The 24,856-nt window shown below is 62.0% G+C and carries 20 protein-coding genes and 1 tRNA gene; 14 read left to right on the top strand and 7 right to left on the bottom strand.

What is annotated here, in order from left to right; all coding sequences use genetic code 11:
* Nucleotides 1–37: 37 nt before the first annotated feature.
* From ACQ4W7_RS13945 to ada, 3 genes are all read right to left on the bottom strand, one after another.
* Nucleotides 38–1,693, bottom strand: a complete 1,656-nt coding sequence (locus ACQ4W7_RS13945; RefSeq protein WP_436531175.1) for a mechanosensitive ion channel family protein — start codon at nucleotides 1,691–1,693, stop codon at nucleotides 38–40.
* 75 nt (nucleotides 1,694–1,768) lie between these two features.
* Nucleotides 1,769–2,458 carry a 2OG-Fe(II) oxygenase gene (locus ACQ4W7_RS13940; RefSeq protein WP_436531173.1) on the bottom strand — a complete coding sequence of 230 codons (690 nt, stop codon included), beginning with the start codon at nucleotides 2,456–2,458 and terminating at the stop codon, nucleotides 1,769–1,771.
* Nucleotides 2,455–3,510, bottom strand: coding sequence for a bifunctional DNA-binding transcriptional regulator/O6-methylguanine-DNA methyltransferase Ada (ada, locus tag ACQ4W7_RS13935; RefSeq protein WP_426071905.1), 1,056 nt, complete (start codon nucleotides 3,508–3,510; stop codon nucleotides 2,455–2,457). The genes ACQ4W7_RS13940 and ada overlap by 4 nt, the downstream gene beginning before the upstream one ends.
* A gap of 181 nt (nucleotides 3,511–3,691) precedes the next feature.
* Here ada and hutC point away from each other — a divergent pair, with 181 nt between their 5' ends.
* The 8 genes from hutC (at nucleotide 3,692) to ACQ4W7_RS13895 (ending at nucleotide 14,151) form a co-directional block, all read left to right on the top strand.
* Nucleotides 3,692–4,411: a histidine utilization transcriptional repressor HutC gene (hutC, locus tag ACQ4W7_RS13930; RefSeq protein WP_426071904.1), complete on the top strand. Its 720-nt coding sequence runs from the start codon at nucleotides 3,692–3,694 to the stop codon at nucleotides 4,409–4,411.
* Nucleotides 4,412–4,741: 330 nt separating this feature from the next.
* Complete coding sequence (locus ACQ4W7_RS13925) at nucleotides 4,742–8,074, top strand: PAS domain-containing hybrid sensor histidine kinase/response regulator (protein ID WP_436531170.1); 3,333 nt, start codon at nucleotides 4,742–4,744, stop codon at nucleotides 8,072–8,074.
* A gap of 68 nt (nucleotides 8,075–8,142) precedes the next feature.
* Nucleotides 8,143–8,601: a response regulator gene (locus ACQ4W7_RS13920; protein WP_426071902.1), complete on the top strand. Its 459-nt coding sequence runs from the start codon at nucleotides 8,143–8,145 to the stop codon at nucleotides 8,599–8,601.
* A 303-nt stretch (nucleotides 8,602–8,904) separates the two neighbouring features.
* Nucleotides 8,905–9,231, top strand: coding sequence for a thioredoxin TrxA (gene trxA / locus ACQ4W7_RS13915; protein WP_426071901.1), 327 nt, complete (start codon nucleotides 8,905–8,907; stop codon nucleotides 9,229–9,231).
* A gap of 156 nt (nucleotides 9,232–9,387) precedes the next feature.
* A complete protein-coding gene (gene rho / locus ACQ4W7_RS13910) occupies nucleotides 9,388–10,650 on the top strand; it encodes a transcription termination factor Rho (RefSeq protein ID WP_034746249.1) in 1,263 nt (420 codons plus the stop codon).
* A gap of 177 nt (nucleotides 10,651–10,827) precedes the next feature.
* Nucleotides 10,828–11,097: a type B 50S ribosomal protein L31 gene (locus ACQ4W7_RS13905; protein ID WP_010401544.1), complete on the top strand. Its 270-nt coding sequence runs from the start codon at nucleotides 10,828–10,830 to the stop codon at nucleotides 11,095–11,097.
* Between the two features lie 151 nt (nucleotides 11,098–11,248).
* Nucleotides 11,249–12,973, top strand: coding sequence for an ArnT family glycosyltransferase (locus ACQ4W7_RS13900; protein WP_436531168.1), 1,725 nt, complete (start codon nucleotides 11,249–11,251; stop codon nucleotides 12,971–12,973).
* A 197-nt stretch (nucleotides 12,974–13,170) separates the two neighbouring features.
* On the top strand, nucleotides 13,171–14,151 hold the full coding sequence (locus tag ACQ4W7_RS13895) for a choice-of-anchor A family protein (RefSeq protein ID WP_436531166.1): 981 nt from the start codon (nucleotides 13,171–13,173) through the stop codon (nucleotides 14,149–14,151).
* Between the two features lie 75 nt (nucleotides 14,152–14,226).
* Here ACQ4W7_RS13895 and ACQ4W7_RS13890 read toward each other — a convergent pair whose 3' ends face one another.
* The gene (locus tag ACQ4W7_RS13890) at nucleotides 14,227–15,906 is read right to left on the bottom strand and encodes an AMP-binding protein (RefSeq protein ID WP_436531164.1); all 1,680 of its coding nucleotides are present in this window, start codon (nucleotides 15,904–15,906) and stop codon (nucleotides 14,227–14,229) included.
* A 133-nt stretch (nucleotides 15,907–16,039) separates the two neighbouring features.
* On the opposite strand from ACQ4W7_RS13890, the gene ACQ4W7_RS13885 reads away from it, so the two are divergent.
* Together ACQ4W7_RS13885 and ACQ4W7_RS13880 are read left to right on the top strand one after the other, a co-directional pair.
* The gene (locus tag ACQ4W7_RS13885; RefSeq protein ID WP_436531162.1) at nucleotides 16,040–18,403 is read left to right on the top strand and encodes a DNA polymerase II; all 2,364 of its coding nucleotides are present in this window, start codon (nucleotides 16,040–16,042) and stop codon (nucleotides 18,401–18,403) included.
* Nucleotides 18,404–18,829: 426 nt separating this feature from the next.
* Nucleotides 18,830–20,146: an enoyl ACP reductase FabMG family protein gene (locus ACQ4W7_RS13880; protein WP_426071896.1), complete on the top strand. Its 1,317-nt coding sequence runs from the start codon at nucleotides 18,830–18,832 to the stop codon at nucleotides 20,144–20,146.
* A gap of 75 nt (nucleotides 20,147–20,221) precedes the next feature.
* Here ACQ4W7_RS13880 and ACQ4W7_RS13875 read toward each other — a convergent pair whose 3' ends face one another.
* Nucleotides 20,222–20,986, bottom strand: a complete 765-nt coding sequence (locus tag ACQ4W7_RS13875; protein WP_426071895.1) for an SDR family oxidoreductase — start codon at nucleotides 20,984–20,986, stop codon at nucleotides 20,222–20,224.
* Nucleotides 20,987–21,158: 172 nt separating this feature from the next.
* On the opposite strand from ACQ4W7_RS13875, the gene ACQ4W7_RS13870 reads away from it, so the two are divergent.
* A tRNA-Leu gene (locus ACQ4W7_RS13870) sits at nucleotides 21,159–21,245 on the top strand.
* Between the two features lie 539 nt (nucleotides 21,246–21,784).
* Here the strand turns inward: ACQ4W7_RS13870 and ACQ4W7_RS13865 are convergent.
* Complete coding sequence (locus ACQ4W7_RS13865) at nucleotides 21,785–22,363, bottom strand: NnrU family protein (RefSeq protein ID WP_426071894.1); 579 nt, start codon at nucleotides 22,361–22,363, stop codon at nucleotides 21,785–21,787.
* 69 nt (nucleotides 22,364–22,432) lie between these two features.
* Nucleotides 22,433–22,825 (bottom strand): Imm10 family immunity protein, encoded by a 393-nt coding sequence (locus ACQ4W7_RS13860; protein WP_436531159.1) that lies wholly within the window; start codon nucleotides 22,823–22,825, stop codon nucleotides 22,433–22,435.
* 146 nt (nucleotides 22,826–22,971) lie between these two features.
* Here ACQ4W7_RS13860 and ACQ4W7_RS13855 point away from each other — a divergent pair, with 146 nt between their 5' ends.
* The 3 genes from ACQ4W7_RS13855 (at nucleotide 22,972) to ACQ4W7_RS13845 (ending at nucleotide 24,706) form a co-directional block, all read left to right on the top strand.
* Entirely contained in the window at nucleotides 22,972–23,388 is a 417-nt protein-coding gene (locus ACQ4W7_RS13855) for a GNAT family N-acetyltransferase (protein WP_426071893.1), read from the top strand.
* A gap of 7 nt (nucleotides 23,389–23,395) precedes the next feature.
* Nucleotides 23,396–24,142 carry a M56 family metallopeptidase gene (locus ACQ4W7_RS13850; RefSeq protein ID WP_436531157.1) on the top strand — a complete coding sequence of 249 codons (747 nt, stop codon included), beginning with the start codon at nucleotides 23,396–23,398 and terminating at the stop codon, nucleotides 24,140–24,142.
* Nucleotides 24,143–24,205: 63 nt separating this feature from the next.
* Nucleotides 24,206–24,706: a hypothetical protein gene (locus ACQ4W7_RS13845; RefSeq protein ID WP_436531155.1), complete on the top strand. Its 501-nt coding sequence runs from the start codon at nucleotides 24,206–24,208 to the stop codon at nucleotides 24,704–24,706.
* Nucleotides 24,707–24,856 lie beyond the last annotated feature (150 nt).

Below are 24,856 nucleotides of genomic sequence, written 5' to 3'. Positions count from 1 at the left end.
CGACACACCAGGCCTTGTTTGCCAAAACAGCCCGAGCTTACTTTTCTTCCTCCCCCCGCTGCGCCGGCGCCCTGAACCACTCCTCCGGCGGCACCACGTGCGATTCTTTCGGGTCATCAATGTAGTGCGGCGAAGTAATCTGCACGTCGAATTCGTTGAAGACGTCGATGATGTTCTGGTGCAAGCGATTCAGTACTTCGGCGCGCTGGCGGGGGACTTCGGCGCTGGCGTAGGCGACCAGCCGGTATTGCACGTAGTAATCTTGCAGCGCCAGTTGCATCACGTACGGTTTCGGCGCGGTGGACAGTTCCGTCGTACGCGACGCGGCCAGTTCCAGCATGGCGTGCACTTGCCGCCACGGCGTGGCGTAGCCGATGGTGACGGTGGAGTCGAGCACGAAGCCGCCGCCGGGCTGGGCGCGCGAATAGTTCTTCGTCGTTTGCGACATCACCCACGCGTTTGGCAAGGCTATCTCTTCGCCCAGGCCCGTGCGCAAGCGCGTCTCGAACATGCCCACGTCGACCACCGTGCCTTCGCTATCGCCCACGCGCACATATTCGCCCTTGCGCAGGGCGCGCGTGTACATCAGAATCAGGCCGCTCGCGCCCTGGCCGACGATGCTCGACGCGCCGATCGACACCATCAGGCCCACCAGCACGGACAGGCCCTGGAAGGCAGCCGTGTGCGAACCGGGCAGATACGGATACGCCATGGCCAGCGCGAACAGCCAGATCACCACGCTGGCGATGCGGCGCGTGGGCAGAGCCGTGTCCTTGTCGAGCCAGCCGATCTGCAATTCTCCGCTTTCCACGCGCTTGAACAGCGAGGCGGCCGTGGCAGCGATCAGGCGCGCGATGGCGAAGATCACGCACACCAGCACCAGCCCCGGCAAGGCGCCGATGATGGCGTGGAAGACGTCGGCCGCCACGTCGAACAGGTAGCCGCTCAAGCTTTCGCCCCAGGCACGCGTGTAGGGCAGGCGGCCCAGCACGAAGGCGGCCCACAGATAGGTAGCCATCAGGCGCAAGCCCCACAGCACGGCGCTCAGCAATTGGTAGGCGAAGGCGATGTAGTGCTCGGCATCGAGCACGCGTACGTTTTTCAAGCGCACGTCGCGCAGGCGCGAGGCCAGCAGGATGCCGCTGCGGCGCTTGGCCCAGTGATACAGTCGCGTCAAGCCCATCCACACCAGCCAGAACACGAGGGTGGCGGCCGCGCACACAGCAGCGGCGATCGACAGGTAGCGCCAGCTACCCTGTTCGCGGTAATCGAGCAATGCCTTGCTCAATTCCTCGGCCGCCACCTTGGCCACGCTTTCCGTCGTGTCGCCGGCCAGCTGGTTGACGTCGCCAGGCACGACGACGAACAGCTGCACGCCGTCGAGCAGCACTTGCGTGCCTTCGGGAATCATGCGCGTGCTCGTCTGCATGCGTCCGTTTTTCGCCAGCACGCTTTCCAGGCGGCGCTGCGCGCCGATGGCCCGTTCATCGGGCGGATAGCCGGCCAGCGCGGCGCGGAAGACGAATACCTTACGGTTGGCAAACATCAGCGGCGCCGTCCTGACCGCAGCAAGCTGCGACGGCGCCACGACGGATGCGGCCTCCGCAACGAGCGCAGGCATGCCATCGTCCGCATGGGCTGCGGGCAACAGGAAAATGGTCAACAGGCACAACAGGCGGAGCAACGCGGACATGGCAGAAATGAAAGAGTGACAAGGAGCAGCCATCATGCCATGTAATCCTGGAAACTCAAGCGCCGCAGCTACAGTTCAACTCGCATCATGGAAAATGATGCCCAGGGTGTGGCGCAAGCCCGAGCGCAGGCGCGACACGCCGTGGCGCATGTTCACGCGGTAACTGCCGCGCGTGCCGTTGACGGGGCGCTGCGCGACGGGAAAGAGGACGGCATCGCCCTGCGCCAGCGGCACGACTTCCAGGCGCGACTGCATGCGCGGGCGCTGCTCCGTCAGCACGAATTCGCCACCCGTGAAATCGTCTTGCGGGCGCGACAGCAGTACGGCCAGTTGCAGCGGAAACACGTGCTTGCCATACAGATCCTGGTGCAGGCAGTTGTAATCGCCATCGCGGTAGCGCAGCAGCAGGGGCGTGGGCCGGGTTTGCCCGGCGGCATGGCAGCGCGCCAGGAAATCGGCGTGACTGGACGGAAAGCGCGTCTCCAGACCCAGGCTGGCGTGCCAGCGGTTGGCGATGGCCGCCAGCGGCGGATACAAGGCAGCGCGCAGCTCGGCGACCGGCTCCGGCAGCGGATAGGCCCAATACTGGTACTCGCCCTGGCCAAAACCATGGCGCTGCATCACCACCTTGCTGCGAAAACGCGACGCGTCGTCATACTGCGCCGCCAGCGCCGCGCAGGCATCCGCACTCAGCAAGCCCGGCACGAAGGCGCAACCGTATTGATTCAGCTCATCCTCGATCTGGCGCCAGTCCAGCGCACTCATCGTTCGCCCTCGCGTTCCAACAACGCCTGCTTGCGCTCCACGCCCCAGCGGTAACCGGACAGCGCGCCATCGTTGCGCACCACCCTGTGGCAGGGGATGGCAACGGCCAGCGCGTTCGCCGCGCAGGCGCCCGCCACGGCGCGCGCGCCTTGCGGGGCACCGATGCGCCGCGCCAGCTCGGCATAGCTGACGGTGCTGCCGGCAGGAATCTCGCGCAAGGCTTGCCATACGCGCTGCTGGAACACGGTGCCGCGCACGTCGAGCGGCAAGTCGAGGCCCAGGCCCGGCGCCTCGACCAGGCCCACCACCTGCGCCACCGTCTGTTCGTATTCAGCTTCCGCGCCACGCAGTTCGGCTTGCGGAAAACGGTCCTGCAAGTCGCGCAGCAGCACTTCCGGGTCGTCATCGATCAAAATCGCGCAAATGCCCTTGTCCGTGCTGGCCACCAGGATGGCGCCCAGCGAACAGGCGCCGATGGCGAAACGGATCACGGTGCCGCTGCCGCCAGCGCGAAACGCGCCCGGCGTCATGCCCAGCAAGCCCGACGTGGCGGCGTACAGGCGGCCGCTGGAATTGAAACCGGCCGCGTACAAGGTCTCGGTGACATTTGCCGCGCCCTGCAAGCCGGCCTTCAGGCGCTCGCCGCGCCGCGCCGCCGCATAGGCTTTTGGCGTGATGCCGGTGTGCGCCTTGAAGACGCGGTGAAAGTGAAAGCGGCTCATGCCGGCGGCCCTAGCAAGGCTGTCCAGCTCTAGCATCTCGTCGCTGGCGTCGATCAGGCGGCAGATATCGGCCACGATGGCCGCCTGGCGCTGGGCCAGCGGCGGCTGATTGGGCTTGCAGCGCAGGCAGGGGCGAAAACCGGCCGCTTCCGCCTGCTCGCAACTGGCGTGGAAGGCCACGTTGCGGCGCAGGGCGGTACGCGCCGCACAGGAAGGGCGGCAATACACGCCCGTCGTGCGCACCGAGTAATAAAAAACGCCGTCGGCGTCGGGGGCGCGCCGCTGCAGGGCATCCCAGCGTTCATCGTCAGTCAGGTAAGCGTGTTCCATGGCAAACTCCGTGCAGGTCAATAGTAAGTCGCCAGCATAGCCAGCGCCGGTCGGCGCCGCACTCCGGCGCTTGCTTTTGAATTCAAAAAAAGCTTGGCGGCAGCCATCGTGCTCGGTGCTAAAATCGGCCATCGCGCCTCCAGCCGGCGGCGCGCCCTGCCCGCGCCCCGGAGAAACCGCATTGGACGATCATACTACTCAGGAAAATACGCCCATTTTCCAGCGCATCAAGGATTTTCTGCTGGCCGGTATCGCTGCCGGACGCTGGAAGGAAGGCGACGTGATTCCTTCCGAGCAAGCATTGGTGAAACAATTCGGCGTCTCGCGCATGACGGTCAACCGCGCCGTGCGCGAACTGACCAGCGAGCAAGTGCTGACGCGGCGCCAGGGGTCCGGCACCTATGTGGCACAGCAAAAATACCAGGCGACCTTGTTGGAAATCAAGAGTATCGCCGATGAAGTGCGCGCGCGCGGGCATATCCACCGCAGCAGCTTGCAATTACTCGAACGCACCAAGGCGTCCGATTTGCTGGCCAAGCAATTCGGCTTGCCGCCGGAACACCCGCTGTTTCATTCTCTGATCGTGCATTTTGAAAACGGCGTGCCGATCCAGGTGGAAGACCGCTGGGTCAATCCCGAGTGCGCGCCCGACTACATGACGCAGGATTTTTCCAGCATCACGCCGAACGAATACCTGATGGCTGCCGCCCCCTTGCAAGGCGCCACCTACAGCATTGAAGCGCTGTCGGCACCGCGCGACATCGCCGAAATGCTGGCCATCGACACCAAACAGCCATGCCTGGTGCTGCGCCGCCAGACGTGCTCGGGCGGCAAGATCGCCTCGATCGCCACCATGTGGCATCCCGGACACCGCTATCAGTTCGCAGGCAGCTTCACGTAGGACCAATGCCGCAATTGAGTAGCACGATTTCACGCCAACTTTCTCACGAATTCTCACCAAATCACGAAAAAAACAGCCATTCCTGGGCAAAAAAAATCCCGTTTTGGCCGTTTCTGAACTTAAATACGCCGAGCAAATATTCGATGCTATAGTTGCCGCCAGAAAGCGCCGCAGGCGTTTATTTGAGTGCGCCTCATGTACTGCCAGCCCAGTCCAATCTCGCCCCAGAAAGGGATGCATTTGTCGTATTGCAGCCACATGAGTTTCAGCGCACCACGCCGACAGAGCCCTGCGCTGCGCCGGCTCGCGCATACGATGCTGGCGGCAGGCATGGCACTCTCCCTGCCGGTGCAGGCGGCGGCACACGGCATGGCGCCGACACTGCTGTGGCCGTACGCTGCCGCCAGCGCCACCGCCCTGGCGGGACTGGCTTGCTGGCAAGCCTGGCGGCTGCGGCAACGGTTGCGCCGCCTGCTCCCGCCCGCGCATGCCCCGGCCGAACAGGATGCTGGGCAAGCTTTGCGCGGCGCCGCCCTCGCTGGCTGGACTTGGCGGCGCCAGTCCGACCGGTTGCAGTTCGCGCCCCAGTACCAGGACGTGCTGGGCGACAAGAGCGCCAGGCTCGACCATACACTGTCCGACTGGCTGGCAGAAGTGCACCGGGATGACCGGGCACGCCTGAGTCTTGCATTTCGCCAGCATCTGGACGGCCAGGCGCCCGGCACCTTCAATTGCGAATTCCGTTTGCGCCACAGCGACGGCCACTGGCGCTGGCTGCTGGCACGCGGCGCCGTGCTGTCGCGCGCCTCGGATGGCGCCGCCACGCAGGCCAGCGGCATCGTCTGCGATATCAGCGAACGCAAGCAAGACGAGCAATCGCGCATGCGTTCGATGCTGGAAGCGGCGCCCGAAGCCATGCTGGTGGCCGATGTCGAGGGCAAGGTGCATTACGCGAACCAGATCGGCGCGCGCTGCTTCGGCTATCCGCTGGCCGAGTTGACGGGCATGTCGCTGGAGCAACTGGTGCCGGAAAGTACGGCCAGCCACTCCGTGGGCGACCCGCAAGCGCGGCACAGCCTGCCTGGCCGGGTGATGCTGGCGCGCCGCCGCGACGGTACGCACTTCCCCGCCAAGGTCAGCCTGTCGCCGCTGCGTATGGCCGGGCAAGTATTTTCCATCGTCTCGCTGCGCGACATGACGCAGCGCCAGCGCGCCGAAGAAGCCTTGCACGCCAGTTCGGAGCGCTACCGCCTGATCGTGCAAACGGCCGCCGAAGGCATCTGGATGACGGATGCGGACGGCAAAACCACGTTCGTCAACCCGAAGATGGCGCACATGCTGGGCTACACGGTGCAGGAAATGCTGAACCGTCCCATGCTCGACTTCATGGACCGCGACAGCCAGTTGCTGATGCAGCGCCGCCTGGCCAGCCACGGCAGCGTCGCCAGCCAACCGGACCAGGTTGACTTCCGCTTTTTCCGCAAGGACTTGTCCAGCCTGTGGGGCTTGCTGTCGAGCACCAGTATTCAATCGGACAACGGCGAGCCGGGCGGCACGCTGGCGATGATTACCGACATCACGGAACGGCGCCAGGCGTCGATCGCGCTGTCGAATTCCAGCCAACGCATGGCGTCCGTGTTCGGCGCCGTCACCAACGGCCTGGTGGTGCAGGACAGCCATGGACATATCCTGGAAAGCAATGCGGCCGCCGAGCGCATGCTGGCAGCCAGTCCGGCCAGTCAGGCCAACCGCAGCCTGTGGCAAGCCATCCGCGAAGATGGTTCCGCCTTCGACCAGCGCAGCCATCCCGTGCACATCACCCTGTCGACGGGTGTCGCCATGCGCGACGTGCTGATGGGCGTGCAGCAGCCCGACGGCAGCCTGTCGTGGCTGTCCGTAAATACGGAGGCCATCCGCGATGAGTATGGCAAGGTCGGCATGGTGGTGGCCAGCCTGACGGACATCACGTATCACAAGCGCAGCGAGAGCGCCTTGCGCGAACTCAATGAACATCTGGAAGAACGCGTGGCGCAGCGCACCGAGCAGCTGGACCAGGCCAAACAGGTGGCCGAAGAGGCGAGCCTGGCGAAGGGACAATTCCTGGCCAACATGAGCCATGAAATCCGCACGCCGATGAATGGCGTGATCGGCATGGCGTATCTGGCCCTGAAGACGGATCTGGAACCGCGCCAGCGCGATTACCTGGAAAAAATCCGCTTTGCCGGCGAGCACCTGCTGGGCATCATCGACGATATCCTCGACATCTCGAAAATCGAAGCGGGCAAGCTGGAAATCGAGCGCGTCAACTTCAGTTTCGATCATGTGGTGCAAACCCTGATGACGGTGGTGGCGCCGCGCGCCGCCGGCAAGAATCTGGAACTGCTGTTCGAGATCGACCCGCAATTGCCTGCCGTGCTGGTGGGCGACCCGCTGCGCCTGGGACAAGTGCTGATCAACTACGCCAATAACGCCATCAAGTTCAGCGAACAGGGCAGTATTACCGTGAAAGTACGCAGGGTGGTGGCGGACGCCAAACACTGTCTGGTGCGCTTCGAAGTGTGCGACCACGGCATCGGCCTGTCGCAGGATGAAATGAGTAAACTCTTCCAGTCCTTCCAGCAAGCCGACACCTCCACCACGCGCGAATATGGCGGCACGGGCCTGGGCCTGGCCATCTGCAAGCAGCTGGCACAGCTGATGGGCGGCGACGTGGGCGTCGACAGCCGTCCCGGCGCCGGCAGCACTTTCTGGTTCACGGCCAACCTGGGCATTTCCGACCAGGCGGCGCCGGCCATGCTCGACAGCATGGTGCAGACGGCGGCGGCCATGCGTGCCAGCGCTGACGCCGCCCTGGTGATGCGCACGCTCAAGCATGCGCGCATCCTGCTGGTGGAAGACAATACCTTCAACCAGCAAGTGGCGCTGGAATTGCTGGAAGAAGCGGGCGCCTCCGTCTGCCTGGCCAACAATGGCGAAGAGGCGCTCGACCTGCTGCGCCAGACCCAGTTCGACTGCGTGCTGATGGACGTGCAGATGCCGCTGATGGATGGTTTGCAAGCCACGCGCCACATCCGCGCCGACCCGCAGCTGGCGCACCTGCGCGTGCTGGCCATGACGGCCACGGCCACCAGCGAAGACCGCGTGCGCTGCCTGGAGGCGGGCATGGACGATTTCATTTCCAAGCCGATCCAGCCGGCCATGATGTACCAGACCATCGCCAGCTGGCTGCCGGCGCGCGAAACCCCACCACCACCCGCGCGCGGCCGCGCCGTGCCCGCCTTCAAGACCACCCTGGCGGGCGACCCGCAAGTAATCGACCTGTCCATCCTGGCCAAGCTGCTGGGCTACAACCCGGAAAAGGTACGTAAATTCGCCTTCAAGTTCCTGCAAACCACGCAGGATGGCTTTGGCGACATCGACGCGGCCCTGGCACGCGGTGACGTGCAGCAGGTACGCGAACTGGGGCACCGCATCAAGTCGTCGGCACGCACGGTGGGGGCGCTGGGGCTGGCCGAGCTGTGTCACAACCTGGAAACCCTGGCGCCGGGCGAGCCGGCCGACGAGGCGGAGCGGGCAAGGTGCATCGTGGCGCGCCTGTGGCCCCTGCTGGAACAGATTACCGAACAAATCATGAATAACACCAGCTTTGCCAATGACGATTAGCTACCGCCAGTACGTTACGGCAAGGTATCGGCATCGACAGCGATGCATATCAACAGAAAGACATGACGATGAACACTGTATCAAACCAAGCTAGCCGGGAACACAACGAAGCAGGCCTGGCGCCGTTGCGCGTGCTGCTGCTGGACGACGATGTCTTCATGCTCGACGTGCTCAGCGACATGCTCGAGCAAATGGGCCAGTTCGACATCCGCTGCGAGTCGCACAGCGAACAGGCGCTGGCTACCCTGAAGCAGCACCAGCCCGATCTGCTGATCTGCGACCTGTCCATGCCCGACATCGACGGCATCGAATTCCTGCGCTTGGCGGCTGACAATGGCTTCCGCGGCGGCGTAGTGTTGCTGTCCGGCCTGCATTCGGCCGTGCGCCTGGCCGCAGAACGGCTAGCCGTCGCCAATGGCCTGCATATATTAGGTACCTTCCGCAAGCCGATGGAAAGCGCGGAATTGCAGCTCATGGTGAACTTGCAGCTGCAGCACACGGCGCGTCTGGCCAGCGTACAAGCCTGAGTGAGGAGGTTGGCCGGGAGGGCGGGCAAGGCGCTGCGGGCCAGCAGGCATGCGGCTTTGCCGCTCTGCCGCCAGGCGCGGTGGCGATATGCCTCAAGTTTTTCTGCAATAATCGCCACGCTTTGAAAAAATGGGTTATTATTTCAGCCATCCCCGCCTGCATACCTCTGGTCGCACCTTCCAAGAATATTGAATTCGTGCCCATTGCCCCCATCTGCTAGCTGCATTCCAGGAAGCATGGATGGCGAACCAGCGTATGGTTAATCCCAGGCATTATTGATCCCACCCTCATTTGAGGAAAATATGAGCGAAAATATCAAACACATTAGCGATGCATCTTTTGAAGCAGACGTCCTGAAATCCGAGTTGCCAGTGCTGGTCGACTTCTGGGCGGAATGGTGCGGTCCCTGCAAGGCTATCGCCCCGATCCTGGAAGAAGTGGCCAAGGAATACAACGGCCGCATCCTGATCGCCAAGATGGACGTGGACGCCAACCAGGCAGTGCCTGCCAAGTTCGGCATTCGCGGCATCCCGACCCTGATCCTGTTCAAGGATGGTGTTGCGGCTGCTCAAAAAGTGGGCGCCATGGCCAAGGGCCAGTTGACCGCTTTCGTCGACAGCAACATTTAATGTATGATAGGCAGCGCTGCGCCCGCAGCGCCGCCTGACTGGATAGACCGGGAAGCAGCTTTGCCATCATTCGTGCACAGCCTTCCCCAATAATTAATCAACGCCACGCAGTCCCCTCCCCTACCTTTACATCCCGTCTCGGGACACTCAACACATATGCATTTATCCGAACTAAAGGCCCTACACGTATCCGCCCTGCTTGAGATGGCGATCGGTCTTGACATTGACAACGCAGCCCGCTTGCGCAAACAGGAGCTGATGTTCGCTATCCTGAAAAAACGCGCCAAGTCCGGCGAACAGATTTTTGGCGACGGCGCATTGGAAGTGCTGCCAGACGGCTTCGGCTTCCTGCGCTCGCCTGACGCCAGCTACATGGCGTCCACCGATGACATTTACATCTCCCCTTCGCAAATCCGCCGCTTCAATCTGCACACCGGCGATTCGATCGAGGGCGAGGTACGGACCCCGAAAGATGGCGAACGCTATTTCGCATTGGTCAAAGTCGACAAGGTCAACGGCGAATCGCCGGAGATGTCGAAACACCGCATCCTGTTTGAAAACCTGACGCCGCTGCACCCGAACGAGCCGCTGCGCCTGGAACGTGAAATGAATGGCCAGGAAAACATCACCGGCCGCATCATCGACCTGATCGCCCCGATCGGCAAAGGCCAGCGCGGCTTGCTGGTGGCATCCCCGAAATCCGGCAAGTCCGTGATCCTGCAGCACATCGCGCATGCGATCACCGCCAATCACCCGGATATCACGCTGATCGTGCTGCTGATCGACGAACGTCCGGAAGAAGTTACCGAAATGCAACGTTCGGTACGCGGCGAAGTCGTCGCCTCGACCTTCGACGAGCCGGCCACGCGCCACGTGCAAGTGGCCGAGATGGTGCTGGAAAAAGCCAAGCGCCTGGTCGAAATGAAAAAAGACGTGGTGATCCTGCTCGACTCGATCACCCGCCTGGCGCGCGCCTACAACACCGTCATCCCTGCCTCGGGCAAGGTCCTGACCGGTGGTGTCGATGCGAACGCGCTGCAACGTCCAAAACGCTTCTTCGGCGCCGCGCGCAATATCGAAGAAGGCGGCTCGCTGACCATCATCGCCACGGCGCTGATCGAAACGGGTTCGCGCATGGATGACGTGATCTTTGAAGAATTCAAGGGTACCGGCAACATGGAAGTGCATCTGGAACGCCGTTTGGCCGAGAAACGTGTCTATCCGGCAATTAACCTGAACAAATCGGGTACCCGCCGCGAAGAATTGCTGATCAAGCCGAACGAGCTGCAAAAAATCTGGATTTTGCGCAAGTTGCTGTACTCGATGGACGAGATCGAGGCGATGGAGTTCATTTTAGATAAAATGAAAGCAACAAAAAACAATGCTGAATTTTTTGACATGATGAGACGCGGCGGATAAACTTGCCCAGTTTCATGCGAAGCCGCTCATTGAGCGGCTTTTTTGTTGCCTGCGGCCCTAAAGCGCTATATAATCGACGGTTGCATTATTTTAAAACCTGGCAAGTGATCGGCAATCGGGTCAAGAAGCAAGACGACCGACGAAGTGCTGTTTGGCTACCAAACTAGAGAGAAGACCATGAAAGTCGATACCCATCCAGAGTACCGCGAAGTTGTTTTCCACGATCTGTCGTGCGATTTCAAATTCGTTACCCGCTCGACCATCCAAACCCGCGAAAAAATCACCCACGACGGTAAAGAATACCCACTGGTGAAGATCGAGGTTTCGGCTGAATCGCACCCATTCTTCACGGGCAAGCACAAAATCGTCGATACCGCTGGTCGCGTCGAGAAGTTCCGTCAGAAGTTCGGTACCGTTGGTTCGAAAACCGCAGTCGCAGCAGGCTGATTTTTGCCGCTTTGCGGCAAAAAAGGCAGCTTCGGCTACCAAAGAAAAGGCAGCTACGGCTGCCTTTTTTGTCTTTGGCCGCTTTACTTTATACTCGCGCATACCCGACGCCATTCGTCGCGTCTTGCCAATTTTCTGATACCGACTATCGATGAAGCCAGTCCGCCTTCCCGCTGCTGCCACACTCGCGCTGCCACGATGGGCCTTGTTTGCGCTCGGCCTGCTGTACATCCTGCCTGGCCTGATCGGCCGCGAACCGTGGAAGAACGATGACGCCGCCAGTTTCGGCATCATGTGGACCATGGCGCATGGCGGCCTGAACGACTGGCTGTGGCCCAACGTGGCCGGCCTGTCACTGCCGGATGAAGGTCCGCTGGCCTTCTGGCTGGGCGCCATTTTCATCAAGCTGTTCGGCTGGATCGACGGCGACGTCTTCGGCGCGCGTATGTCGACCATCGGCATCTTCGCCGTCAGCACCCTGTCCGTCTGGTACACCGCCTTCAACCTGGGCCGCCGCAACGATGCCCAGCCCCTGCGCCTGGCCTTCGGCGGCCAGCCCGAGCCCGACGATTTCGGCCGCACCCTGGCCGATGCCGCCGTGCTCATCTACCTGGGCTGCCTGGGCTTGCTGCAGCACAGCCACGACATCACGGCCGAAGCGCTGTATGTGTCCCTGATGGCCTACCTGCTGTACCGCGCCGTGCGCTATGTGGAAGGCCCGTCCGTGCGCAATGCCGCCCTGCTGGGCCTGGCGCTGGGCGGCCTGACCCTGACGCGCGGCTGGATCACGCCGGCGGCGCTGAGCATCGCCCTGCTGCTGTGCACCGTCTTCCTGCGCCTGCCGCTGCTGCGCAGCATGCGCCACCTGGCGCTGGCCATCGTGATCGGCGCCGCGCTGACTCTGGTCTGGCTACTGCCCGGCGAATGGCTGCAGCCCTACGGCCATTCGCCGCTGCAAGCGTGGATGGAGTGGAATTGCCGCCAGTTCAGCGCCCCGAGCCTGAAAAGCCTGCAGTATTTCTTGCGTGTCGGCATCTGGTTCTTCTGGCCCGCGTGGCCGTTCGCCGCCTGGGCCGTGTATGCCTGGCGCCGCCAGCACCACGTGCTGCACATCGTCGTACCGCTGACCTTTGTCGCCATGCTGGCCATCTTGGGCCTGTGCCACCCCGATCCTGAACCGAGCCAGCTGTTGCCCCTGCTGCCGCCGCTGGCCGTGATGGCCGCGTTCGGCCTGCTGACCATGAAACGGGGCGCCATCAACGCCATCGACTGGTTCTCCGTGATGGTGTTGACCATCTGCGCCCTCGTGATGTGGCTATTCTGGTTCGCCATCCTGACGGGCTGGCCGCCGCAACAGGCCCACAATGCACTGAAACTCGTGCCTGGATTCAAGCCCCAACTGGAACTGGTGGCCTTCTTCGTGGCCGCTGGCGTCACGGCCGGCTGGATCGCCCTGGTGCACTGGCGCATCTCGCGCCAGCCTGCCGTACTATGGCGCGCCGTGGTGCTGTCGTCCGGCGGCCTGATCCTGATCTGGGTGCTGATCATGACCTTGTTCCTGCCGCCGCTGAACTACAGCAAGAGCTACGCCAGCGTGGCGCACCAGATTTCCGTTCACCTGCCGCCAGGCAGCAAGTGCATCAACAGCAACGTCGGCGCCGCCCAGCGCGCCTCGTTCGCCTACTTCGGCCACCTGCCGTTTGCCAGCGTGGGGCAGCAGCAATGCGATGTGTTCTTGTTGCAAGACAGCATCAAGGTTCCCGACAGCAAGGAACAACTGCCCGAGCACCACGGCGCGGACTGGATCAAGCTGTGGGAGGGGCGCCGCCCCACGGATGACGTGGAACGTTTTCGCCTGTACCAGCGCGTCAGGTAAGCCGCAAAAACCGGGCCAGCCCCGGTTTTTTTATGTCCGCCAAACAGTCACGGACGACAGGAAAAGTGTTGCCTAAAAATATAGTTAATTACCTAAATTGAACTAAAATTGTTTTTTAGATTATAATAGCTGGCTGCGCGATGGCGGTGTCTTGCATTCCCGCCCTATTCGTCCCCCAATTCACTATGAGATTGTCCATGAAATTATTTAGCACCCGCACCTTGCCGCTCATCAGCGCCGCCCTGTTCGCCTTCTCCTTCAGCGCTACTGCCCAGGCCACCGTGATTGACCTCGGCGTCGCCAATGGCTACTCGGCCTTTATCTTCGGCAACATCGGCAGCAGCGGCGCCAGCGGCTTCACCAGCGTCGGTGGCAGCATTGCTGCTGGCGGCAATATCTACCTGAACAACTACAACGTTGGCACGAACAAAAAACCAGGCAGCGCCGTCAATTCGGTCGTTGCTGGCGGCAACCTGAACACGGGCTGGGGCACGCTCAGCGGTTCGGCCGTGTATGGCGTCAGCAACCCCAACGCCACCCTGACGGCACCACAATGGTTCCCAACTAACAACATCAGCAAAGGCAACGCGTCCACCCTGGACTTCGCGGGCGCCAAGCAGCAATTGACGACCCTGTCGGGCGACGTGGCCAAGCTGCAATCGAACGGCACCGTGATCTCGCAATACGGCGGCTTCAAGCTGGTGGGCGACGTCAACGCCGACGTAAATGTCTTTACCATCGCTGCGAACGACCTGCATAACCTGACCCTGGACGTATCGTCGCTGAAAAGCACGGCCAGCATCATCATCAACGGCACGGCTACCAACATCACCATGAGCGGCGGCTTCGACAATTTCGGCAGTTTCGCCAACCGCACGCTGCTGAACTTCGCCAACGCCACCACCACCAGCCTGAACAACGTCGGCATCAACGGCAGCATCCTGGCGCCAAACAGCGCGTTTTCCGGTTCGGGCAGTATGAACGGCACGCTGGTCGCCAATTCGGTCAGCTCGATCAATTACGGCCACGTCTCGATGAACGGCGCCGGCTTCAATACGGTCAACGTCTCGGCCGTGCCGGAGCCAGGCACCTACGCCATGCTGCTGGCCGGTCTGGGCTTGCTGGCGTTCATGCGCCGCCGCACCCCGGCACGCGCACCGCAAGCACAAATGGCCTGAGCTTCACGCCGAACCAATAAAAAAACACCGGGCCGCGCAAGCGTCCCGGTGTTTTTTTATGTGCTGGAGAAAAACTTATTCCACGCTCAGGCCCAGATCCGTGGCCACCTGCTGGCGCAGCAGGTATTTCTGGATCTTGCCCGTCACCGTCATGGGGAACGCCTCGACGAAGCGCACATAGCGGGGAATCTTGTAATAGGCGATCTGCCCGTCGCAAAAGGCACGGATATCCTCGCTGGTGGCCTGCGTGCCCGGACGCAAGATGATGCAGGCGCACAACTCTTCGCCATACTTGGCATCCGGCACGCCCACGCATTGCACGTCGAGCACGCTCGGGTGGCGGTACAGGAATTCCTCGACTTCGCGCGGGTAGATGTTTTCGCCGCCACGGATGACCATGTCTTTCGAGCGGCCGACGATGCTGCAAAAGCCATGGGCATCGATCACGGCCAGGTCGCCCGTGTGCATCCAGCGCGCCGCGTCGATGGACTCATTTGTTTTTTCAGGGTCGCCCCAGTAGCCCTGCATCACGGAATAGCCGCGCGTGAGCAATTCGCCCTTTTCGCCACGCGGCACAATGCGCCCTTCCGCATCGATGATTTTCACTTCTAGGTGCGGATGGACGCGACCGATGGATGAGACGCGCATTTCGCGCGGGTCGTCGATCGCGGTCTGGAAGCTGACAGGCGACGTTTCCGTCATGCCATACGCAATCGTGATTTCTGCCATGTGCATCAATTCGATGACGCGCGTCATGACTTCCGTCGGACACGGCGAGCCGGCCATGATGCCGGTGCGCAAGTTGGATAAATCGTATTGCTTGAAATCAGGATGATCGAGGATAGCGATGAACATGGTGGGCACGCCATGCAAGCCCGTGCAGCGCTCGGCCTGCACGGTTTCCAGCACGGCTTTCGGGTCGAAGCCTTCGCCGGGAAACACCATGGCCGCGCCATGCGTGACACAGGCCAGGTTGCCCAACACCATGCCGAAGCAGTGGTACAGGGGCACGGGAATGCACAAGCGGTCGTGTTGCGTCAGGCGCATCGCTACACCGATGAAAAAGCCGTTGTTCAGGATATTGTGGTGCGTCAGGGTGGCGCCCTTCGGCGCGCCCGTGGTGCCGGACGTGAACTGAATGTTGACGGCGTCGTCAAACTGCACGGTAGCACTCACTTCGGCCAAGTGCGCCAGGTCGACGTCGGAGATACCCTCCATCAAGGCGTCGAAGTTGTGCATGCCGGGCGTAGCGGCCGCACCCAGGCGGATGACGTGGCGCAATTGCGGCAGGCGCGGCGACTGCAGGGCGCCGGCGCGCGAACGGGCGATTTCCGGCACCACGTCCTGCACGATGGCCAGGTAGTCGCTGGACTTGAAGCTGGGCGACAGGATCAGCGCGCTGCATTGCACCTTGTCGAGCACGTATTCGAGTTCCGAGCGCCGGTAGGCTGGGTTGATGTTGACCATAATCAATCCGGCCTTCGCCGTGGCGAACTGGGTCAGTACCCATTCGGCGCAATTTTGCGACCAGATGCCGACCCGGTCACCCGGCTGCAAGCCCAGCTTCAGCAAGCCGGCTGCCAGGCGGTGTACGCGGCGCTGGAATTCCAAATAGGTCCAGCGCACGTTCTGGTGCGCCACGATCAGGGCATCGTGCTGGCCGTAGCGGGCGGCGACACCGTCCAGGTAGGCGCCTATCGTTTCGCCGATCAACGGCGTCTCGTGGGCACCGTGTACATAACTGATTGCTTGCATGCTGTCTCCAGGGTGTGTGGCGCGACGCGCTCTTGTTATCGTCTTTGATGCTGAAAATTATAGCCGCAAGCGCCCCCGCCCTGCGTCAGCTTGCTGTAATGTGCAGGCCAGCACACCAGACACTCACGGCACCATGACAGGCAACGCGCGGCACACCCTCGAACAGGGCTTCATCCTGACCCGCCACTGGCGCGACACCAGCGCCGGCACGGAAGTCGATTTTTGGCTGGCAACGGACGCCGGGCCCCGCCACGTGCGCCTGCCCGTGCAGACGGCCGTTGCCTTCCTTCCCATGGAGCAGCGCGAGCAGGCGGAGCTGCTGCTGCGCGGCGAGCGCCACGCCGAGCTGCGGCCCCTGTCGCTGTGCGATTTCCACCATCGCCCCGTGCTGGGGCTGTACTGCAAGCAATACCGGCATTTGCTGAAGCTGGAAAAACAGTTGCGCGCGCACGGCGTCGACGTGTACGAAGCCGACATCCGCCCGCCCGAGCGCTATCTGATGGAGCGTTTTATTACGGCGCCGGTGTCGTTCTGCGGAGAAACCCTGCAAGAAGTGCAGCTGAGGCCGGCGCCCGGCTATCGCCCCAGCTTGAAACTGGTATCGCTCGATATCGAGACGACGGCGTACGGCGAGCTGTATTCGCTGGCGCTGGAAGGCTGCGGCCAGCGCCAGGTGTACATGCTGGGGCCGCCCAACGGCGGCGCTGAAACACTGGACTTCGACCTCGAATACTGCGACAGCCGCGCACAGATCCTCGAACGCCTGAACACGTGGATGGACCTATACGATCCGGACGCCATCATCGGCTGGAACTTGGTGCAGTTCGACTTGCGCGTGCTCAAGGAACATGCCGAGCGCTATCACATTCCCTTACGGCTGGGACGCAATGGCGCCGTCATGGAATGGCGCGAACATGGCGGCAAGCAGGAACACTATTTTGCCGCCGCCGCGGGCCGTTTGATCATCGACGGCATCGAGGCATTGAAGTCGGCGACGTGGAATTTTTCTTCATTCAGCCTGGAAAACGTGGCGCAAACGCTCGTCGGTGAAGGCAAGTCCATCGACAATCCCTACCAGCGCATGGCCGAGATCGACCGGCGTTTCCGCGAGGACAAACCGGCGCTGGCGCGTTACAACCTCAAGGATTGCGAACTGGTCACGCGCATCTTCGCCAAGACCGAGTTGCTGACCTTTTTGCTGGAACGGGCCAGCGTGACGGGCTTGGCGGCCGACCGCAGCGGTGGTTCCGTGGCCGCCTTCGAACACCTGTATTTGCCGCTGATGCACCGGCAGGGCTACGTGGCGCCCAACCTGGGCGATATCTCCGGCGAAAACAGCCCGGGCGGCTTCGTCATGGATTCCCAGTCGGGCCTGTACGACTCCGTGCTGGTGCTCGACTATAAAAGCCTGTACCCGTCCATCATCCGCACCTTTTTGATCGATCCGGTGGGCCTGGTGGCAGGCACCAGCGGCGACGAAGCCGATACCGTGCCCGGCTACCGGGGCGCGCAGTTTTCCCGCATGAAACATTGCCTGCCGGCCATCGTGGAACAGGTGTGGCAGGGACGCGAGGCGGCCAAGCGCGAACGCAACGCGCCGCTGTCGCAAGCGTTAAAAATCATCATGAACGCGTTCTATGGCGTGCTGGGCTCGAGCGGCTGCCGCTTCTTCGACCCGCGCCTGGCCTCGTCGATCACCTTGCGCGGCCACGACATCATGCACCGCACGCGCGAGCTGATTACCGAGCAAGGTTATCAAGTGATTTATGGCGACACGGATTCCACCTTCGTGTGGCTGAAAACGGCGCATAACGACGAAGCGGCGGGCAAGATCGGCCGCGCCCTGGTGGCGCATGTGAATGCTTGGTGGAATACCTACTTGCGCGAGGAATTCGGACTGGAGAATGCACTGGAGCTGGAATTCGAGACGCACTACCGGCGCTTCCTGATGCCCACCATCCGCGGCTCGGAAGAAGGCAGCAAGAAGCGCTACGCGGGCCTGGTGGGCAAGCCCGACGGCAGCGAAGAGATGGTCTACAAGGGCCTGGAAACGGTGCGCAGTGACTGGACGCCGCTGGCGCAGCAATTCCAGCAAGAGTTATACCGGCGCATTTTCCAGCGCGCCGCCTACCAGGACTATGTGCGCGACTACGTGGCGCGCACCGTGCGCGGCGAATGCGACGCCTTATTGGTCTACCGCAAGCGATTGCGCCGCCCCCTCGGCGACTACCAGCGCAACGTGCCGCCCCATGTGCGCGCGGCGCGCACAGCCGATGCCTACAATCTGGCGCAGGGCCGGCCGCTGCAATACCAGAACGGCGGCTGGATCAGCTATGTAATCACAGTGGCGGGGCCGGAACCGCTGGAAACGCAGCGTTCGCCCATCGACTACCACCACTACCTGACGCGCCAGCTGCAACCGGTGGCCGACGCGATATTGCCCTTCCTGGGCGATGATTTTTCACGCCTCGTGTCCGGCCAGCAGGATTTGTTTTGAGAGCCTGTTTCAATAGGGAGCGTCTTCTGCTGGCAGCTCATCGGAAGCGCGGACAAGGCGTGAGGAGGCAGCGTGGCAAGCCACGCAACGACGATCAACGCAGTCCCCGCTTTTGAGGTGCGCCAGCAGGAGATGTATTCATCTGTTGAGACAGGCTCCACATCAATTTTGCTGACCGGCACGGCCAAGCTGAGGTAATATCGGCGCCGGCACAAGCTTGTCGCAGGCGCTGTGCGCGGCGGCAGCGTAAAATACGCCATGGCGAAAGAATAAGAGCTGTACCACCAGAAGAAGATGCCGTTCCAGACGAGAATCGTTCGCAAAACGATTTTGCCACCTGAAATGGCGCATAATTTAACACTATGTTGAACCAGCAGGCAGTAGCACTAGCCGTCTGCCCTGCTAATTTTTGAATGAATTGACACCATGACCGAGATTACGTCCTTAAGAGACATCCCGCAAAAAAATATCTTCCGCAAGGGCGACACCTTTGTGCTGTTCGGCGAGCTGTTCGGCCGCGGCTATGTGAATGGCTTGCTGGACGAAGCGCGCAAGGCGGGCATGCATATCGTCGGCATGACGGTCGGCCGCCGCGATGAAAACATGGCGCTGCGGCCCTTGAACGCGGAAGAGCTGGCCGAAGCCGAAGCCAACCTGGGCGGCCGCATCATCAATGTGCCGCTGATGGCCGGTTTCGACCTCGACGCGCCAGCCGGCGAGCCGACCCCGACGGCCCTGCTGGCCGACATGACCCTGAAAAGCTGGCAAGAAGACAAGCTGGACTGGGCGCAGATCGAACGCTGCCGCGAAGCCGGCATCGCCCGCTTCAGCGCCTCCGTGGCAAAAGCCATGGCCGAGCTCGACAGCCTGATTCCTGACGGCAGCAATGTGTATTTCGCCCACACCATGGCCGGCGGCATTCCAAAAGTCAAAGTCTTCCTGGCGATTGCCAACCGCATCTACAAGGGCCGCGGCGAGCGCTTCATGTCTTCGCGCGCCCTGCTCGACAGCGATCTGGGCAAGCTGATCCTGATGAACTTCGACGAAGTCACTGCCAACACCCTGCAGCACCTGATCGACGGCAGCGCCGCCATCCGCGCCCGCATCGAGCAAACGGGCGGCCAGGTGCGCTACAGCGCCTACGGCTACCACGGCACCGAGATCTTGATCGACGGTAAATACCAGTGGCAAACGTATAGCAACTACACGCAAGGCCTGGCCAAGAAGCGCCTGGAAAACGTGGCCAAGGCCGCGTGGGAAAAAGGCATCAAGGCGACCGTGTTCAACTGCCCGGAAATCCGCACCAACTCGTCGGACATTTTCGCCGGCGTGGAACTGTCCTTGTTCCCCCTGCTCGACGCGCTGAAAAAAGAAGGTGGCGGCGCCTGGGCCGAAGAGCAATGGAAAATCTGCCAGGGCTTGCTGGCAGACGGCGTCTCGCTGCAAGACTTGTTGGACCGTATCGCCGCCTACAACGGCGACGCCACCAGCGTGCAGTTCCGCAACTTCGCCGCCTGGCCGATGGACAACACGCCAGAGCTGGCCGAGGTCATGATCGGCACCTCGGACGACATCACCAAGCTGCACAAGGACCGCAAGGAACTGATCACCGACCACCTGAGCTCGCTGGTCCTGGAAGGCACGGGTCCGCTGATGTTCCACGCCATGTCGGAGCCGCAAGCCCCCGTCATCTGGCTGAACCACGACATCATCGCGCGCCAGCTGAACTCGGTGCATAACTGAGCTTGATGTAGCGCAAGCTGCAAGACACCGACGGCCCGGCTCATCCCCGGGCCGTCGGCATTTCTGCCGCTGTTGTTACGTCCGCGTGATAGACACGCCGCCATCGGCCAGCAGCGCCGTACCGGTGGTAAAGCTGGAGGCATCGGATGCCAGGTACAGCGCAGAAAGGGCGATCTCGTCCGGCGTGGCCAGGCGCTTCAATGCATGCAAGCCCGCCACGAAGGCCAGCGCCTCGGGCGTGGCGGCCACCGTGCGCCCCAACGGCGTATCGGTGCCGCCCGGCAGCAAGGCATTCACGCGGATGCCCGCCGCGCCGCACTCCACCGCCAGCGCCTTCGTCAAGCCGATCAAGCCCGCCTTGCTGGCCGCATATGCCGCCATGCCGGGCATGCCCAGCGTATGGCCGACAAAGGTCGATGTGAAGATCAGCGAGCCGCCGCCACGCGCCGCCATGGCGGGCAGCTGGTACTTGGCCGCCAGGAAGGCACTGGTGAGATTGGTATTGATCGCCGCTCGCCAGTCTTCCAGGGCAACCTCCGGCGTGGGCCCCATGGGACCCAGGGTGCCCGCATTATTAAAGGCGATATCGAGGCCGCCAAAGCGTTGCAGCGCCAGCGCCACGGCCCCTTGCGCGCACGCCGCATCGCCCACATCGCCGATACAGGCCACGGCTTGCGCGCCGCCGTCCGCCAGCTGCGCCACCAGCGCGTCGAGCTCCTTCCGCCGCCGCGCCACCAGCACCAGCCGCGCGCCATGGCGGGCGAACAGCTGCGCCGCCGCATAGCCGATGCCCGAACTGGCGCCCGTGATGATGGCGACCTTGTTTTCTAATTGTTGCATGGGATATCCCTCCAGATAGTGAAGGAACACCATAGGACGGCTGTCCACGCGCTGCACTCCGCTTCTTGCGCTGGAATCGACGTATTCAAAGATTCTCAACACTTGTGCAAAACACACGCCAAGCATAAAACTTGCCAGATTGTGACAAATCAGTGATAATGCGTCTCGCGTTGCCGGGATGGCGGAATAGGTAGACGCACGGGACTCAAAATCCCGCGCTGGAAACAGCGTGCCGGTTCGATTCCGGCTCCCGGCACCACAGAACACATCGAAAAAGTACAGATAAAGCCACTAAATCCAATAAAATCAAGGGTTTAGTGGCTTTTTTCTTGTCTATTCAATCCGAACACTAGCGATTAAACCTGATAAAAAGTAATAGGCGTTACGCCAGATTTACGCCTTGATTACGCCAAATTGGAAAAATCATGGCATCATTCCGAAAACGTTCAGGCGGCTGGCGCGCATAAATCGCCGTGCTCGGCACCCGTGAATCCGAAACATTTAGTACTCAGGTAGAAGCCATTGCATGGACAACCGAGCGATAGGTGCATTTTAGATCTTCAAACTGTACTGAAGTGTCGGTCACGCCGGGGGGAAGTCAAAACTGTTCCCACGGTACCTGTTCAGGAAGAAGGTTTCTTAATCCTAAAGAAGCGCCAGTGCATCGTTTAATGCATGCAGGAAGGCAAGACAGCAGCAACAGCCTAGCCCCCCCTGCCTGCCCTCCGGCCCCGCCTTCCCCTACCCACTCCGCAGAATAATACTGAAGCGCACGGCGTTGCGCTTGCGCCCGTCCGGCTATCCAAACGGCCGCACGCCAAACAACACGCCATGCAGCCAGAATGCCAGCAGCAGCCACAGCGCACAGCCAGCGACGATGGCGATCAAGGTGCCTTGCACGGTGCCGCCTTGGTACGCGACGCCAGCCGCGCGGTCGCGCTGCACGGCGGCATACAGGTCGACCAGCGACCAGACGAGGAAGCCGCCGAACAGCAGCACGTCGGCCACGTTGCCGTTGGCCAGCAGATGCGCCACGGCCCATAGTTGCGTACCCAGCAGCATGGGGTGGTGCACCAGAGTCTTGATGCGGTTGCGCGGCACATTGGCCGCCGCCAATAAAATCAACGAGAACAGCATCAGCAGGCCGCTGGCGTGGCGCAAGCCCATGGGCGGCGTCCACACGACCAGCGCTTGCTGGCGTGCCAGGCCGTAGCCCCAGATGATCAGGCCCAATCCGGCAAACGCCACGAGCGAATACAGCCCCTTCCAGCGTTTTTCACCGAGGCGCGCCAGCTGGGCGCTACGCCAGCCGTCGGCGACGATGCGCACCGAGTGCAAGCCCAGGAACAGCAGCAATCCGAGTATCAACACCGTCATCGTCTTCTCCTGCAGTCAAGACCAGCTATCGAGCATAACCCACACCCTGGCTATTGCCGTGCGCGCAAATCAACGTTCCTCACGATAGTAATCGCAGCCTTCAAACGTGGTGCGCAGCGCCTGCTGCAGCTGGGCGTAGCGCTCCGGCGTCAAGTTAAAACGCACGTCAATCTGGCCGTCGTCATCCATCTGCATGGCGGCCTCGGCATCCATCTGCACGGACAAGCGGTTCGGATGCAGGATCACGGCGTGCATGTGGCCATACCAGGCAAATTCCTGGCCGCCGTATTCGATGTAGGGTTCGTCCATGCCCATGGCCACATCCTGCTCGTCGTATTCCTCGGCGCGCTGCAGCATCAGGTAGACGGGCTCGCCTTTGCCGGCTGGCGCAGCCAGGGTGGTGATCAGGGCGTCGTCTTCATTGATAACGGAAAACTCGGTGGCGGTAAATCCTGCGGACATGGCGTGCTTTCAACAGATATAGGAATGACGCCACCATAGCGCAAAAGACGCCCGGACAGAATACCCGCGACAAATAAAGCGTACCGCCCCGTAACAGCATCGCCGCCTATAATTGCCGCTCCAAACTATTTCTACAGGAGAGCGCCTTGACCGCAACATCGCCCTACACCACCCGCCTGGCCATTCCCACCATCGCCACCTACCAGCAACTGCGCGTTGCCGCCGGCCTGAGCGCGAAAACCACGGAAGCGGCGGCCAAGGGCTTGCCACACTCCCTGTTTGCCGTGCAAGTGCTGCACGGCGACACCGTGGTGGGCATGGGCAGGGTCATCGGCGATGGCGGCTGCTTCTTCCAGGTGGTCGATATCGCCGTGCTGCCGGCCCACCAGGGCAAGGGCTTGGGCAAGCTGATCATGCGCGAGATCATGCAATTCATCGAGACGGAGGTGCCGGAAAGCGCGTATATCAGCCTGATCGCCGATGGCCAGGCGCAAGACCTGTACGCGCAGTTCGGTTTTCAGCACACGGCGCCCGCCTCGGTCGGCATGGCGCTGAAACGCTAGGCGCCCGATGCCGGCCTGGCTGCTATGCACCCTGGCGCTGGCGCTGCTGTTGAGCGCTGCCGCCTGGCGAACCGAGCGCTTGCTGCAGCGGCGCGGACGCACGACGCGCTGGCTGTGGCTGGCGGCCATCGCCGCCTCCGTGCTGCTAGCGCTGGCATGGCTGCCCGGCGTGCTGGCGGTCATGCCGGCGGAACAGGCGCAGCTGAAACTGGGCGGGTTTGTCTTGTCGGTGGGCATGCTGCTGCTGTTGGCGCTGCGCAGCGTCTGGCTGCTGTCGCACCAGCGCCGCTGGCAAAAAACCACCTTGCTGGGTACGCCCGTATTCCTCAGCGGCGGCATCGGCCCCTGCGTGGCGGGGCTGCTGCGGCCGCGCATCGTGATGCCCGTCTGGCTGCGACTGATTCCACCCCAGCAACAGGCGCTGCTGCTGGCGCACGAACAATGCCGGCTGGCCGCGCGCGATCCGCAATGGCTGGCCCTGGCGCATGCCTTGATTATTCTCATGCCGTGGAACCTGCCCCTGTGGTGGCAGTTGCACCGGCTGCGCTTTGCCATCGAGGTCGATTGCGACGCGCGCATGCTGGTGCAAGGCCACGCACTGCGCGACTATGTCATCGTCCTGCGCCGGCACGGCCAGTATTATTCTGGCTTGACGGGCGCCTCGCCCATCGTGCTGAGCGACCCGCTGACGCTGCGGCGCCGACGCCGGATCATGGCCAGATTTACCCGGGACCAGGCGGCGAACTTGCTATAGTAGCGGCAATGCCGCGCGGCGTGCCCGCGCCACCGGCTCCCCCTTAGAAATCAGAGAGATACCATGCTTTACCTGCTTGCCATCGTGATCGTCATCGCCCTGCTGTACTACGTCTTCAGTGGCCGCACGCCCGTCAAACCGCTGCACAAGCCGCTCGTCTCGGTGCGCCAGTACGTGCCGGCGATACCTGCGGGCACGCCCGCGTACCACTGGAACGATACGGGCCGCTTTGCGTCGGAAGTGGAAAACGAATCGATGTACCAGAACGCCATCGCCAAACTGGCCGGCGAGCACGGTCCCGGCAACGCGGAAGAAAAATGCCTGGCCCTGCTCGTCTGCGACGATGCCAATCCGTTCCAGGACAAGGCCATCGCCGTCTTCATCGATGCCCAGCTGGTCGGCTACCTGTCGCACAACGACGCCCTGCGCCTACGCCGCAACCTGGGCCGCCAGAACCTGGTGGGCCAGCTGACCTCGTGCGACGCCGTCATCCGCGGCGGCGGCCTGTGGAATGACAAGCGCCTGTCGTATGCCGTGTGGCTGGACTTGCAGCCCTACAATTAAGTGAACTCCCGCCACGACCAGCGTTGTTGCGTCACACAAAGAAGTGCCGACACGATGCCGCCGACGCCGATGTAGACCACTGGAAGTGGCAAGGAGTTCAATGCCATTATGGCTGGCGGTGGGCCAAGCATTTTGATGCACATCAAATAG

Source organism: Janthinobacterium algoris (assembly GCF_051380935.1).
Lineage (GTDB): Bacteria > Pseudomonadota > Gammaproteobacteria > Burkholderiales > Burkholderiaceae_D > Janthinobacterium.
The sequence above is the reverse complement of the archived record's forward strand: the minus strand, read 5'-3'. Positions and strand labels throughout refer to the sequence as shown.